The 13,094-nt window shown below is 68.6% G+C and carries 13 protein-coding genes; 4 read left to right on the top strand and 9 right to left on the bottom strand.

Annotated elements, in window-relative coordinates; translation table 11 throughout:
- A complete protein-coding gene (locus OG817_RS10645; RefSeq protein WP_406053607.1) occupies positions 1 to 1,311 on the bottom strand; it encodes an ABC transporter substrate-binding protein in 1,311 nt (436 codons plus the stop codon).
- A 105-nt stretch (positions 1,312 to 1,416) separates the two neighbouring features.
- Here OG817_RS10645 and OG817_RS10640 point away from each other — a divergent pair, with 105 nt between their 5' ends.
- Both OG817_RS10640 and OG817_RS10635 read left to right on the top strand, forming a co-directional pair.
- A complete protein-coding gene (locus OG817_RS10640; protein WP_406053605.1) occupies positions 1,417 to 2,625 on the top strand; it encodes an ROK family protein in 1,209 nt (402 codons plus the stop codon).
- A 107-nt stretch (positions 2,626 to 2,732) separates the two neighbouring features.
- Positions 2,733 to 5,618: an alpha-L-fucosidase gene (locus tag OG817_RS10635; RefSeq protein WP_406053603.1), complete on the top strand. Its 2,886-nt coding sequence runs from the start codon at positions 2,733 to 2,735 to the stop codon at positions 5,616 to 5,618.
- Between the two features lie 92 nt (positions 5,619 to 5,710).
- Here the strand turns inward: OG817_RS10635 and OG817_RS10630 are convergent, their stop codons facing one another.
- Entirely contained in the window at positions 5,711 to 6,271 is a 561-nt protein-coding gene (locus OG817_RS10630; protein WP_396393380.1) for a TetR/AcrR family transcriptional regulator, read from the bottom strand.
- Positions 6,272 to 6,359: 88 nt separating this feature from the next.
- On the opposite strand from OG817_RS10630, the gene OG817_RS10625 reads away from it, so the two are divergent.
- Positions 6,360 to 7,265 (top strand): SDR family oxidoreductase, encoded by a 906-nt coding sequence (locus OG817_RS10625; protein ID WP_406053600.1) that lies wholly within the window; start codon positions 6,360 to 6,362, stop codon positions 7,263 to 7,265.
- Here OG817_RS10625 and OG817_RS10620 read toward each other — a convergent pair.
- On the bottom strand, positions 7,262 to 8,254 hold the full coding sequence (locus tag OG817_RS10620; protein ID WP_406053598.1) for a Gfo/Idh/MocA family protein: 993 nt from the start codon (positions 8,252 to 8,254) through the stop codon (positions 7,262 to 7,264). The genes OG817_RS10625 and OG817_RS10620 overlap by 4 nt on opposite strands.
- 11 nt (positions 8,255 to 8,265) lie before the next feature.
- Positions 8,266 to 9,246, bottom strand: coding sequence for a Gfo/Idh/MocA family protein (locus OG817_RS10615; RefSeq protein ID WP_406053596.1), 981 nt, complete (start codon positions 9,244 to 9,246; stop codon positions 8,266 to 8,268).
- Between the two features lie 208 nt (positions 9,247 to 9,454).
- Between OG817_RS10615 and OG817_RS10610 the strand changes: the two genes are divergently transcribed.
- A complete protein-coding gene (locus tag OG817_RS10610) occupies positions 9,455 to 10,168 on the top strand; it encodes an alpha/beta fold hydrolase (protein WP_406053594.1) in 714 nt (237 codons plus the stop codon).
- Positions 10,169 to 10,246: 78 nt separating this feature from the next.
- Here OG817_RS10610 and OG817_RS10605 read toward each other — a convergent pair whose 3' ends face one another.
- The 5 genes from OG817_RS10605 to OG817_RS10585 are packed head-to-tail and all read right to left on the bottom strand — an operon-like array spanning position 10,247 to position 12,834.
- Positions 10,247 to 11,011 carry an alanyl-tRNA editing protein gene (locus OG817_RS10605; RefSeq protein WP_360449131.1) on the bottom strand — a complete coding sequence of 255 codons (765 nt, stop codon included), beginning with the start codon at positions 11,009 to 11,011 and terminating at the stop codon, positions 10,247 to 10,249.
- 3 nt (positions 11,012 to 11,014) lie between these two features.
- On the bottom strand, positions 11,015 to 11,407 hold the full coding sequence (locus tag OG817_RS10600; protein WP_406053592.1) for a hypothetical protein: 393 nt from the start codon (positions 11,405 to 11,407) through the stop codon (positions 11,015 to 11,017).
- A 50-nt stretch (positions 11,408 to 11,457) separates the two neighbouring features.
- Positions 11,458 to 12,129 carry an APH(3') family aminoglycoside O-phosphotransferase gene (locus tag OG817_RS10595; protein WP_406053590.1) on the bottom strand — a complete coding sequence of 224 codons (672 nt, stop codon included), beginning with the start codon at positions 12,127 to 12,129 and terminating at the stop codon, positions 11,458 to 11,460.
- 19 nt (positions 12,130 to 12,148) lie between these two features.
- The gene (locus OG817_RS10590) at positions 12,149 to 12,355 is read right to left on the bottom strand and encodes a helix-turn-helix domain-containing protein (protein WP_393382429.1); all 207 of its coding nucleotides are present in this window, start codon (positions 12,353 to 12,355) and stop codon (positions 12,149 to 12,151) included.
- Positions 12,355 to 12,834 (bottom strand): DUF2975 domain-containing protein, encoded by a 480-nt coding sequence (locus OG817_RS10585; RefSeq protein WP_393382427.1) that lies wholly within the window; start codon positions 12,832 to 12,834, stop codon positions 12,355 to 12,357. Before OG817_RS10585 ends, OG817_RS10590 begins: the two co-directional genes overlap by 1 nt.
- Positions 12,835 to 13,094 lie beyond the last annotated feature (260 nt).

Raw genomic sequence — 13,094 nt, 5'->3', positions numbered from 1 at the left:
CTACTTGAGTGCGGCGTATTCCTTGTCCAGCTTCCCGACGGCGGCCCGGGCGTCGGACTTCCCGTTCAGCAGTTCGACCGCGATCTGCTGCACCGGCACGGTCAGGTCGGCGGGCAGGCCGTTGTCACCCTGCTCGATCGACAGCGCCGGGGTGACGGTGCCGTCCTTGACGGCTTGGTTGTACAAGGCAAGCGTCGCCTTGAACAGCGGACCCATGTCGGCCGGCGGCTGGTAGCCAGCGACGGTGTTGAAGGTTCCGTCCGCCCGGGTGAAGGCGTCCGAGGTCTCCTTGTCCTTGGTCCACTCGAGCGCGAACTTCTTCGCCAGGTCGACGTTGTCCGCCTTCGCGCTGACGCTCAGCCCACCGCCGGTGAGGTTCGGCACGACCGCCTTGCCGTCGTCGGACGGCCACGGGAACACGCCCACGTCGAACTTCGGCTTATCGTTGTCGGCCGAGGTGGCGAACCACGAGCCCATCGGGTACATCGCGGCCGAACCGGCCCGGAACGCCTTCTCGTGGTCGGCGTACGAACGGCTGGTGCCCTGCTTGTCCAGGTAGCCGAGCTTGGCCAGCTGGGCGACCTTGCCGGTGGCCTTCACGAACAGCGGGTCGGCGAAGGTCTTCGAGCCGTCCCGGATCTGCTTCGAGAAGTCCGGGTCGGACAGGTAGACGTCGGTGCCGGCCGTGCCGACCCAGGTGTACATGCTCGCGAACGTGTCCTGGCCGCCACCGCCGACGGCGATCGGCGTGATGCCCGCGGCCTTGAGCTTCGCGCACGCGGCCAGGAAGTCGGTCCAGGTCTTCGGCGCAGCGGTGATGCCGGCCTTCGTGAAGTCGGCCCTGTTGTAGTAGAGCAGGGACTGCGGCTGGGCATTGGTCGGCAGCTGGTAGATCTTGCCGTTGATCGCGCCGGACTCCGGGCTGGCGAAGTCCTTCAGCTCGTCCTTGCCGAACTCGGCCAGCTGACCGCCCTCGGCGAAGCCCTGCGGATTCACCGCGATCATGATGTCCGGCAGCTGCCCCGAACTGGCCAGTTGCTTGGCGTACGTCGTCCTGTCGACGTTCGGGGTGACCAGCTTCTTGATCTTCACCCCGGGCACCTTCTGCGACACCCGGGCGATCGCCGAGTCCCACAGCGAGGCCGGCAGGTTCGGGGTCTCGAAGGTCAGCATGGTCAGTTCGACCGTTCCGCTCGCGTCACTCGTCGACGCCTTGCCGCCGCTGGTACAGCCGGCGAGCGCTACCGTCAGAAGCGTCGCCGCCGCGAGCGCGCGTGTCCACCGTGCTGAGCCTGTCCCACGTGATGGCATCGGGTTCCTCTCGATCTGGCCCGCGCGGTCGCCCCGGCGACCCACCCGGCAGTAATATGCAACTCAGTTAGCAATATTGGCGCGAGCATAAGGACGATTCATCGGATGAGTCAAGACAGAGCCGCCGGCGGCCGGATGGGCGATTCGTCGCTGTTGCGCAGACTGAACCTCGCGGCAGCCCTCGGCGCCTTCCTCGAGTCGGAGTCGCTGACGCTGCGTGAACTGCGCGCCATCGTCGGCGTCTCCCGGCCGACCGCCGAGGACCTGCTCGCCGAACTGCTCACCGAGGGCCGGGTCGAGGAGACGACCCCGCCTCGGAAGCCGGCGTCCGCCCGGGGCGCCGGCCGTCCCGCCCGGTACTTCCGCTTCCGCGCCGAATCCGGGTACGTCGCCGGACTCGACATCGGAGCCCACAAGGCGATGGCCGTGGTCAGCGACCTCCGTGGCAACACGCTCGCGACCCATCGGGTCGAGCTCGACCCGGAGCTGCCCGGTCCGGACCGGGTGCAGGCTGCCGTCGATGTGGCCCGCGCGAGCTGGGCCCAGGCGCGGCTCGGCGCGGACGACATCACCGGCATCGCCTGCGGCGTGACCGGTCTGCTCAGCGCGGCCGAGGGCGTGCACGACGTCCGCGAGGGACCGGTCGGCTCAGGGCTGGCGCCGTACTCGCTGCCGGGATTCACTGAGCTCGACGTCACCGGTGAACTGTCGGAAGGGCTCGGACGGCCCGTGACCGTGGCCAACGACGTGAAGCTGGCCGCGCTCGCCGAGCACTGGAAGGGTGCCGCACGCGAGCACCGGGACATCGTCTACATGTTCGCCGGACACCGCGCGGGCGCCGGCGTGCTGATCGACGGGCAGGTGCACCAGGGCCGGCACGGCGCCGCGGGCGAGATCGGCGCCCTGCCGATGCTCGGCTGGGAGGCAGCGGTCGATCGGCTCCACGCGCGCGGTGCCGCGCTGGCCGCCGAGCAGAGTGCCGGGCCTGGGCGTGAGGGCGAGTTGGTGATCGCCTCGGCCGCCCGCCAGGACCCGGAGAGCCTGGCGGTGCTGATCGAGTTCGCCGAAGTGCTGGCGCGCGGCGCGGCCGTGCTCGCGCTGGCCGTCGACCCCGAGGTGGTCGTGCTCGGCGGCGGCATGTCGCGCGGTGGCGCGATCATCGCCGAGCCGTTCCGCCGGGAGCTGGCGAAGCTGACGCTGGTGCCGATCGAGGTGCTCAGCTCGACGATGGGCGCCGACTCGGTCGCGCTCGGAGCGGCCCGGATGGCGCTGGACACCGTGCTCGCCGATCTGCTCGCCGTCCCCGGCAGCTGAGCCTGGGGGCTTGACCGCGGGCGGGAACCGTTGGAAAGATCGGATCTCTCAATAGGCAATCTTGTTGTCATTATTTCTCCCGCCCACCTGGAAGTGAGAGAACCCCGATGGCCCTCCGACTTGCCCGGCGCCGGCGGCGGCTCAGCGCGCTCGCCCTCGCGCTGGCCCTGCTCGCCGCGCTGCTCAGCACCACACCCGCCCGGGCGGAGGTGGAGAACCCGCGCCAGCAGTGGATGCGCGACTCCACCGCCGGGCTCTTCCTGCACTGGGGCATGTTCACTGCGCCTCGCCACACCGATTGCGCCGCCTGGGAGCGTGACGTCACCGCCGGTGGCTGGAACGCCGACTACTGGGTCGACGAGGCGCAGAAACTGCACGCGTCGTACATCGTGCTCGCCACCTTCCACAGCCGCCTCGGCTACGCCCGGCCGTGGCCGTCCAAGATCCCCGGTAGTTGCTCCACGCAACGAGACTTCCTGGGCGAACTGGTCGCGGCCGGCAAGGCCAAGGGCGTGCACGTGCTGCTCTACATGACCGACGACCCGCAGTGGCACAACGAGGTGCCCGGGGTCGAGACCCTCGATTCGGCGGCCTACTCGGCGTACAAGGGTCAGCAGGTCGACCTGACCACGCGGGACGGGTTCGGCATGTACAGCTACGACCTGTTCCACGAGGTGATGGACAACTATCCGGACCTGTCCGGCTTCTGGATCGACAACGACAACGCCTACTGGGAACAGCACGGCCTGTACGAGCAGATCCGCCAGCAGCGTCCCTCGTGGTTGCTCAGCAACAACAACGAGGACACGCCGATCATGGACACGGTCAGCAACGAGCAGAAGACCGGCATGACACCGGCCTACGACTACCCGCAGGCCACCTTTACGCCGATGCCGCGGCTGACCGAGGCGGACTACAAGCTGCCCACCTCCGGCCAGTGGTGGTACGACGGCAGCGACAGCAAGGTCGACTACGGACTCAGCGTCGGACGGTACGTCGCCAACGCGGGATCCTCGATCAAGTCGCTGATGGCCGAGACCGCGATGGTGAACGGCAAGTTCCCGCCACAGCAGGTCGCTTTCAACAACTTCATGGCAGAGTGGCTGCCGCCCGTCTGGTCCTCGCTGACGAAGACCAACGGCGGCGGCTACATGTACGGCGGCATGCAGCCCGGGTTCTGGAACGACGGGACGCACGGCGTCATCACGCTCGCGGACAACGCCCGGACGCAGTACGTGCACGTGCTGACCAAGCCGAAGTCACAGGACCTGGTGAGACTGCGGGACAACGGCTACCAGATCACCGGGGTGACGGACGTCCGGACCGGGAAGAAGTTCCGGTTCAACCAGTCCGCCGGCTACCTCACCATCCTCGGGGTGACCGACTGGGACACCTACGACACGGTGTTCAAGGTGACCACGGGCGGGCAGGCCGGGCTGTATCCGCAGTCGATCCTGACCGCGACGGGCACCGCCGCCACCGCCGACCACCCGGCCTCGAACCTCGTCGACGGCAGCTACCCGGACTACTGGGACGCCAACGGGCAGTTCCCGGTCGCGACGACCCTCGACCTGGGCCGGCCGCGGCCGGCGACGTACCTGGCGGTCAACCAGACGGAGTGGTCGCCGACGCACGCACGGGAGTCGTTCGGACGACCGGAGGACTCAGCGCGGATCAAGGACTACAAGGTGTCGGTGAGCCTCGACGGCAAGCAGTGGAAGACGGTGCGGACCAGCGCGATGCCGAGCCGGCGTGGGGTGCAGTTCATTGACATCGGCAACCAGCTCACCCGCTACCTCAAGCTCGAGGTGCTCAACACCTGGTCGGGCCCGCAGTCGCCGCCGTTTTACCGGCAGCTGAAGATCGACGAGATCAATGTCGGCTACGCCTACCCGCAGGCTCTGGCCAACCCGCTGCCACTGGAGGCGGAGTTCCACAACAGCGGTGCATCCCGGATCGACATCTGCACGGCCTGCTCAGGCTCTGCGCAGGTGGTCGGACTGGACCGCGGCAGCGTCACCTACCGGGACGTCCAGGCTCCTGCGGACGGGACCTACCGCCTGCAGCTCGACGGTACGACGTCGGCCGTCGGCACGTTCGCGATCCGCGTCAACGGTGCGGCTCCGATCACGGCCGACCTGGATGCCGGCAACCCGGAGGTCCCCGGCAGTACGGCGGTCGCCGTACCACTGAAGGCTGGTCCCAACACGATCCAGGTGTCGGGCACTGCCGGACTCGACCGGATCAGCGTCGGTCCGATGCCACCGGCGTCGTACGTGCCGAAGACGACCATGACGGTGAAGCCTTCCGGCGTCGTGTGGGTCGGTCCGGGTCAGCAGTCGGTCGAGGTGTCGGCCGATCTGCGACTGGACGAGGACTCGGTCGACAACGTGCGAATGGCTCCGGCCGTGCCGTCCGGCTGGACAGTGTCGGGCGATCCGGTCACCTCGGCCGGATTGCGGCTGGGTCAGACGCTCAGCGGCTCATGGACGATCACCAGCCCAGCGTCGGGCCAGACCGGCCCCGTGCAGGTCCCGGTCGAGGTGTCGTTCGAGACGGTCGGCCTTCCGCACAAGGTGAGCAAGACCGTCCCGATCCAGGTGCGCCCGGCCGACCGGGTGTTCATGCGTGAGGCCGAGAGCTCGCTGAACCAGATCGGCAGTGCCGGTGTGACCAGTTGCTCCGGATGCTCAGGCAGCCAGAAGGTCCGCAACCTCGGCGGCTCGGACGACGCGCACGTGGTCGTTCCGGACGTCACTGTGGCACAGGCCGGCCAGTACCAGCTCTACCTGGACTACACGGTCAACGGGACCAAGTCGTACTTCGTCTCCGTCAACGGCGGTGCCCCGACCGAGGCGTCGGTCACGGGCATCGGCAACTCCACCGTCCAGACGGTCGCCGTACCGGTCGAACTCAAGGAGGGCGCGAACATCCTCCGTATCTTCAACGACGAGGATTCCGCCCCGGACCTCGACCGCATCTCCATCGGCTGAGGCTGAAGCCGACGCTCCGCTAGCCGGCCGGGACCACGCGTCCCGGCCGGCTTCGGCGGTTCAGGCGGTCAGGCGGTCAGGCGGTCAGGCGGTCAGGCGGTCAGGCTGGACAGGTCGGCGAGGGTGGCTCGCATGATTTCGGTGATGTCGGTGTCGTGAGAGTCCGCGACCCAGCGCTCAAACGCGACCCGGAAGACCGCCACTCCGGTCTCCGCCGCGAGGGAGGCGATCTCCGGCGCGACGCCTCGCTTGCGCAGCGCCTCGGTGAAGGCCGCGGCGAGCGACGCCATCTTGATGAACTCGCGCTCGCGCAGCTCCGGCGTCGCCGTGATGACGGCCTGACGGCGGCGCGAGTGCTCGCGACGGTCGACGAAGAACTCGCCCGAGGCGAGCACCCCGGCCGCGACGGCGTCCATCGGGCCGGCCGACTCGGGCGCCGCCAGCACCGCCTCGACCATCCGCCGCTCGAGCTCCTCCGAGCCGGCGAACAGTACCTCGCGCTTGTCGGCGAAGTGCCGGAAGAACGTCCGCGCGGTCACTCCGGCGCGGTCCGCGATCTCGGCGACGGTCGTGCGCTCGTAGCCGCGCTCGGCGTACAGCGCCATCGCCGCTTCTCGCAGCCGTCCCGCCGCATCCGGTTCCCACCGCGCCATGGCTCAGATCCTAGCCGATGTCATCGAGTGACATCACCTGTGTAGGCTGTGTGATGTCACTGACTGACATCACCGAAGGGAACCACCCATGCACGTGTTCATCACCGGAGCCACCGGTCACCTCGGCTCCGCAGTCGTCCCGGAACTCCTCCAGCACGGCCACTCGGTCGCCGGCCTGGCTCGCTCGGACACCTCCGCCGCCCGGCTCACCGAATGGGGTGCCGACGTGGTCCGCGGCGACCTCGACGACCTCGACGGTCTGCGCGCCGCGGCCCGAGCCGCCGACGGCGTCATCCACCTGGCGTTCCCGCACGACGCCATGCAAGCGGGCGACCTGGCCGGCGCGGCCGAGACCGATCTGGCCGCTGTCCGAACGATCGGCGATGCGCTCGCCGGCACGGACAAGCCGTTCGTCGGTACGTCGGGAACCGGCCTGCTGGGTCACGCCGGCCTCGGTCGCACCGGGACCGAGGACGACACCCTGCCGGGCGGCTACCGCGTCGACGCAGAGAACTTCGTCATCGACCTGGCCGGCAAAGGCATCCGGTCCTCGGTCGTCCGGCTGCCGATCGTGCACGGCCCGCTCGACCACACCGGCTTCGTGCCCGGGCTGATCACCTTCGCCCGCCGGAACGGATTCGCGGCGTACGTCGGCGACGGGACGAACCGCTGGCCGTCGGTGCACACGCTCGACGCGGCCCGGCTGTACCGGCTCGCACTCGAGTCGGCGCCCGCGGGCACCCGGCTGCACGCGGTCGCGGAGGAGGGCGTCGAGTTGCGCCGGATCGCCGAGGCGATCGGACGCGGTATCGACGTACCGGCGCGCTCGGTCACGCCGGAGCAGGCGGCCGAGTACATCGGCTATCTGGCGGCGTTCGCTGCCCTCGACCACCCGGCGTCAGCGACCCGGACGAGTGAGCTGCTCGACTGGCAGCCCACTCACCCGGGCCTGTTGGACGACCTGGCCGAAGGCTTTTACTTCAAGGAGGTCTAGACCTTCGGGATCGGGGCGATCGTCTTGGTGCGGGATCCTTCGTAGGCGGCCAGGAGGATTCCGAGGACGGCGATGCCCTCCTCCTCGGTGTGCAGCGGGCGGGTCTTGCCGAGCAACGAGTCGGCGAAGTGCCCGATCTCGGCGACGAACGTGTCGACCGCTTCCAGCTCGAACGTCTCGGTCTCGCCGGACCGGAGCAGGTAGGACAACGACGTACCGTCGCTGTGCAGGGAGCCGAGCTCCCCGACGGCGGAGAACCGTTCGGTGGAGGCGGCCGGCTGGTAGGCCCAGCTGGTCACCATCTGACCGACGACCCCGTTGTCGAACCTGATCAGGACCTGCGCGGAGTCCTCGCCCTCCATGAACTTCAGCCGGTGGGTGGACAGCATCGCCGTCGCCTCGACCGGCAGTCCGCCGGCCAGGTGCAGCATCAGATAGGTGGGGTGGTACCCGGTGTCGATGAGCTCGCCACCCCCACTGGTCTCGCTGCTGGCACGCCAGCCCATGCTGCTCGGGTCGAAGTTGTTGTAGAAGCTGTCGGTCGTCCGTACCTCGTAGACGGTGCCGATCGTGCCGGCCTCGAGCAGTTCCTTGGCCTTCGCGACCGTGGGCATGAACAGCTGGTTGTGCGCGCACATCAGCGTCACCCCGCTCTTCGTGACCGCCTTGCGGACGTCCGCGGCCTCGTCCGCCGACAGGCACAGCGGCTTCTCGCAGAGCACGTGCTTGCCCGCCTCGGCCGCCGCGACGATCGCGTCGCGGTGCAGATGGTGCGGCAGGCAGATGTCGACCGCGTCGAGGTCCTCGTTCGCGAGCATCTCGCGGTAGTCCGTGTACGGCGTCGCGCCCAGCTCCTCGCCCCGCGCGGCGGCCGTGGCCTCCACGGCGTCGGCGACAGCGGTGATGCCGATCTTGGCGGAGTGTTCCTGGTAGCCGCGGATGTGTGCCGACGCAATGCCGCCGGCCCCGATGAGCCCAACCTTGATCATCGGCAGTCCCTTCACTTGTAGGCGATCGATCGTCCGGTCTCCGCGGCTTCGTTCGCGGCCACCACCAGCCGGGTCAGCTCGACCGCCCGGCTGATGTTGTCGTCGGCGCGGGTCCCCTCGGTGATGTGGTCGACCCACTGCCCGAACGCGTCCTGGCTGTGCTCGGGCACCGGCAACTGCTCGTCGCCGACCTTCAGCACGTTCCCGTCGTCGGTGTAGGTCAGCGTGCCCTCGGTCCCGAAGAGCTCGATCGTGAACGGGTTCCGGCTGGCGAACCCGGCCTCGATCACGCCGATCCTCTGGTCGGCGTACCCGGCGGTGACGACGGCGTTGTCCTCGAGGCCGCGGCCGGCGACCGACCGGTACGTCGCGCTGATCGTCTCCGGCGTGGAGCCGAGGAACAGCTGGGTCAGGTACACGGGGTGGCAACCGAGGTCGGTCAGCGCGCCACCGATCGCGGTCTTCGGCTCGAAGAACCGCTGCGGCAGCCAGCCCTCCTGCCCGTCCCTCGGCAGGGCGCCGTCGTGGGAGAGGCGGACCCGGCCGTAGTCCAGCTGCCCGAGCCGGCCGCTGTCGATCACCTCGCGGATCGCCTGGGTGTAGCCGTGATACAGCCGCGGCAGCGAGACGATGAGCTTGACGCCGTTCGCGTCGGCGGCGGCGATGATCTCCTCCGCCTCGGCCACGGTCGGCGCCAGCAGCTTCTCGGTGAAGATGTGCTTGCCGGCGTTGGCCGCCTTCACCATCACGTCGCGATGGACGTTGGTGGGCGTCGTGATCGTGACGCCGTCGATGTCCTCCCGTGCCAGTAGAGCATCCAGGTCGTCGGTGTACGCGACGCCGAAGTCGTCCGCACCCGCCTGTCCGAGTCCTGGGTCGTCGTCCCAGACCGCGACCAGTTCAGTCCCCGGATGCTGCTGGGTCTGCCGGGCGTAGTCCTTCGCGTGAACGTGCCAGAATCCCAGGACCGCGATGTTGAGCGGTTTCGACACCTTGTCCTCCTCGCGCAAGTCATTGACGGTCTCCCGCAGTACTTTGCCAAGACAAACGGGTGCTCGCGCGGGTTGTCGGCGGTTCGTCTCACGGACCGGTCAGTAGTTCACGACCGGAGCCACCGCGATCTTCAGCGCTGTCACATTCCGGGCGGGTGTCCGGTCCTGATGGACAAGGAGCAACACCGAATCAAGGGGAGAACTCACCATGCCCGAGCAGAACCCGGTCGTCGTGCTGGTGCACGGCGCCTTCGCCGAGTCCGCCAGCTGGAACGGCGTCGTCGAACAGTTGCAGGCCCAGTCCATCGACGCCGTCGCCGTCGCCAACCCGCTGCGCAGTGTCGAGGGTGACGCGGCGTACGTCCGTGACGTGATCGCCGGCCTCGGCCGGCCAGTGGTGCTGGTCGCCCACTCGTACGGCGGCTTCGTGATGACCGAGGCGGCGGCGAACAACGACGCGGTGAAGAGCCTGGTCTACGTCTGCGCGTTCGCTCCGGACACCGGCGAGAACGCCTTCGACCTCTCGCTGAAGTTCCCGGGCAGCACGCTCGGTGAGGCGCTGAACGCCTACCCGGTCAGCACCGGCGGCAACGAGCTCGCCATCCGCGCGGATGTGTTCCACCAGCAGTTCTGCGCCGACGTACCGGCCGATACCGCCGCACTCATGGCCGCGACCCAGCGCCCGGTCACCCAGGCGGCACTCACCACCGGCCTGCCGACCGACTCCCCGGCCTGGAAGACGATCCCGTCCTGGTTCGTCTTCAGCGACCAGGACCGCAACATCCCGGTCGCCCTGCACCGCTTCTTGGCCGACCGCGCCGGCGCCAAGAACGTCCGCGAGATCGCCGGGGCCTCCCACGCCCTCAGCGTCTCCGAACCGGACGCCGTCACGGCCACCATCCTCGAAGCCCTCAACGCTTGAGCACCAGGGTCGCTGGCGGGTTGTTCCACCGATGACGGGAGGTTGTCTCGGCAGCGAGCAAACAACCCGCCACCGGGCCTAGTGGACTTCGAGGCGGATGCGTTTGTTGGCTTTGCCTCGGGATTCGGTGCCGGTGACCTTGACGGAGCCGACCTCGGCAGTGGTGAGGACGTGGGTGCCGCCGTCGGCCTGCTTGTCCAGACCGGTGATGTCGATGACGCGGAGCGGGTCGATCTCGCGCGGGATCAGGTGCGCGGCGATCCGGATCAGGGCCGGGTCGGCGTCGGCGACCTCACGGCCGACGAAGTCGACGACGATCTCGCGGGCCGCCGCGATCTCCTCGTTGATCCGGGCCTCGATCCGGCGGCCGAACTCGGCCGACATCGAGTCGAAGGCGAAGTCCAGGCGGCCCTTGCCCGGATCCATGTTGCCGCCGGTCACCGCGACGTGGTGGTCCGCCCAGATCACACCGCAGAGAATGTGCAGCGCGGTGTGCGTCCGCATGGTCAGGTGGCGGCGTTCCCAATCCAACTCGCCGTGCACCTCGTCGTCGGGACCGGGCAACTGCTCACCGTCAAGCCAGTGCCAGAGCAGTGGTCCCTCGCGCTTGACCCGGGTGACCGGCGCCGAGCCGTCGGCCCAGCGCAGCGTGCCCACGTCGTACGGCTGACCGCCGCCTCCCGGGAAGAACGCCGTACGCCGCAAGGCCACCCGGCGCTGCTCCGCGTCGACCTCGACGATCGGAGAGTCGAACTCGGCCAGGTACGCGTCGACGGCGTACAACTCGGTGTCGGCCAGCGCCGGCGGGGCGTTGTCCGGCACCTTCTGCCCGGGAACTGCCATCGGTCAGCCGCCTACAGGTGGTTGGGGATTCGCGCAGAGGAACGGGGGCCGGTTCGGACCGGAGTGGTAGTGGTACTCCTTGCCGCCAGACTCCAGTACGACGCGGCTGCCGTTCACCAGCGCCTGCGTGTAGTGCATGCCGGGCTCGGGGCAACCGAGGCTGCCGTCGCGCCACATCACCTCGGCGGAGCTGACCACTGCGACCTGCGCCGCGTCGACGCCCAGCCGCTTCACCAGATCGGCCTTCGCCTGCTCGGCCGGTCCCGACGGCGGCGGCGAATCGCTCTCAGACACGCCGCTGCTGGACGGTGTCATCGACGGCTCCTCTCCCGCGTTTGATTCGTTGCCGCACGCAACCAGCAGGAAGAGCGCGGCCAGCACAGTGAACACTCGCATCACGATCACCTCCTACCCTAGACGCTCCGCGGGCGGCCGCCGTTGCAGCCTCAGAAGAACTCGTCCAGCAGGATGAAGAAAGCCAGCTTGTCCTGGTCAGGCCCGGTCAGCCCGTAGCCGGCCAGCAACGCGGCGAACGGCTCCGCAGTCAGCTCCCGCTGGAGGATCGCCAGATCGAGCCATCGATCCGCGACGCCCAGCCTGCCGACGTCGATCACCCCGGTCAGCCCGCCGGTCCGCGGGTCGACCAGGACGTTGTCCAGGGTCAGATCGCCGTGACACACGACCAGGTCCTCGCTCGCCGGCCGGGTCCGCTCCAACTGCGCGAGCAGTTGCTCCCCGGTCCAGCCGGCGTACGCATCCTCGAGGTTGTCCAGATCCACCAGGCCCGCGGCGACTCGCGAGCGAGCCTCCGCGATGGTCGTGTCCAGGTCGCGACGGAAGGGGCAGTCCTCGATCGGCAGGCTGTGCAGGGCGCGGGCGAGCTCCACGAACGTCGCCACGACGGCGGGCCACTGCTCGCCAGACCAGTCGAAGGAGGCCGGTACGCCGGGCACCACTGAAGTCGTCAGCACGCCCTGGCGATGATCGACGATCCGCGGCACCTCGATCCCCTGCCGCGCCAGCCACTCCAGCCGCTCCGCCTCCGCGCCGACAGCCGGGTCGCGCTTCACGAAGTGGTTGCCGACGCGCCGGACCTCAGCGCCCGAGAGCCCTGTCATCCACGCAGCCTACCGAGCATCAGTCCTCGACGAACTCCAGCAGATCGCCGGGCTGGCACTCCAGCACGCGGCACATGGATTCGAGCGTGCTGAAGCGGACCGCCTTGGCGCGACCGTTCTTCAGTACGGCGATGTTCGCCGGTGTCAGACCGACCTTCTCGGCGAACTCTCCCACGCTCATCTTCCGCTTCGCGAGCTCGACGTCGATGCGCACCACGATGGGCATCAGATGACCGCTTCCATATCGGACCGCAGTGTGGTGGCGCGCCTGAGCAGGGCCCGCATCACCACCATCAGCAGCACCAGGACGGCGCCGCTCAGCACCATGCCGAACAGAAGGATCGGCAACGCTGGGTCGTCGGCCAGGAAGCCGAGGTAGACGAACCCGGCGAACAGCAGAACCCAGGCGGCACTCAGCGCCCACAGGATCGCGTCCACCCAGGCGAACGCCTCCTCGGTGAAGATCCGGTCGGCCTTCACCATCGTCAGCAGGCGCCACGTGCACACGATCACGACCTGCACGCAGAGCAGTCCCAGGATCGCCCAGATCGTCAGCGGCCAGCGCAGGTACGCCAGGTCGGGGTCTTCCTTCGCCATGTACGCGAACTGTCCCGGCATGCTCAGCGCCTGCGCGACCACCAGGCCGGCGAACAGCATGACGAGCAGGATCCGGAGGGGTACGACGACCCGGTCGACCAGATTCATGCATCGACTATCGGTGGCTACCTATCGATTGTCAATAGGCATCACGACCGGAGCCGAGGCCGCTCGGCGATTACCACTGAGTTGTTCAGATGGTGTTTGCCGTCTGGCAGCCGACCGACGGCAGGATCATCCACGCTCGGGCGGACACCGTCGCCCTGCGGGAGAGGTCCCGGCCCGCAGTGCCGCCGAGCGAGTCTGTGCGGTTCGAGAACACAGGATCTCCGGCTGTCGCCCGCGTTGGTCCGCCACTAAATGCTTGA

The sequence above is a fragment of the Kribbella sp. NBC_00889 genome (assembly GCF_045207705.1).
In the GTDB taxonomy this organism is placed as follows: Bacteria; Actinomycetota; Actinomycetes; order Propionibacteriales; family Kribbellaceae; genus Kribbella.
This window is presented reverse-complemented; position numbering and strand designations above follow the sequence as displayed.

Excerpts from the sequence above, each read along its gene's own strand:
- OG817_RS10595 (WP_406053590.1), bottom strand. The coding sequence starts at position 12,129 with ATGACAGGGCTCTCGGGCGCTGAGGTCCGGCGCGTCGGCAACCACTTC.
- OG817_RS10635 (WP_406053603.1), top strand. The coding sequence starts at position 2,733 with ATGGCCCTCCGACTTGCCCGGCGCCGGCGGCGGCTCAGCGCGCTCGCC.
- OG817_RS10645 (WP_406053607.1), bottom strand. The coding sequence starts at position 1,311 with ATGCCATCACGTGGGACAGGCTCAGCACGGTGGACACGCGCGCTCGCG.
- OG817_RS10625 (WP_406053600.1), top strand. The coding sequence starts at position 6,360 with ATGCACGTGTTCATCACCGGAGCCACCGGTCACCTCGGCTCCGCAGTC.
- OG817_RS10630 (WP_396393380.1), bottom strand. The coding sequence starts at position 6,271 with ATGGCGCGGTGGGAACCGGATGCGGCGGGACGGCTGCGAGAAGCGGCG.
- OG817_RS10585 (WP_393382427.1), bottom strand. The coding sequence starts at position 12,834 with ATGAATCTGGTCGACCGGGTCGTCGTACCCCTCCGGATCCTGCTCGTC.
- OG817_RS10610 (WP_406053594.1), top strand. The coding sequence starts at position 9,455 with ATGCCCGAGCAGAACCCGGTCGTCGTGCTGGTGCACGGCGCCTTCGCC.
- OG817_RS10600 (WP_406053592.1), bottom strand. The coding sequence starts at position 11,407 with ATGCGAGTGTTCACTGTGCTGGCCGCGCTCTTCCTGCTGGTTGCGTGC.
- OG817_RS10605 (WP_360449131.1), bottom strand. The coding sequence starts at position 11,011 with ATGGCAGTTCCCGGGCAGAAGGTGCCGGACAACGCCCCGCCGGCGCTG.
- OG817_RS10640 (WP_406053605.1), top strand. The coding sequence starts at position 1,417 with ATGAGTCAAGACAGAGCCGCCGGCGGCCGGATGGGCGATTCGTCGCTG.
- OG817_RS10620 (WP_406053598.1), bottom strand. The coding sequence starts at position 8,254 with ATGATCAAGGTTGGGCTCATCGGGGCCGGCGGCATTGCGTCGGCACAC.
- OG817_RS10590 (WP_393382429.1), bottom strand. The coding sequence starts at position 12,355 with ATGCCCATCGTGGTGCGCATCGACGTCGAGCTCGCGAAGCGGAAGATG.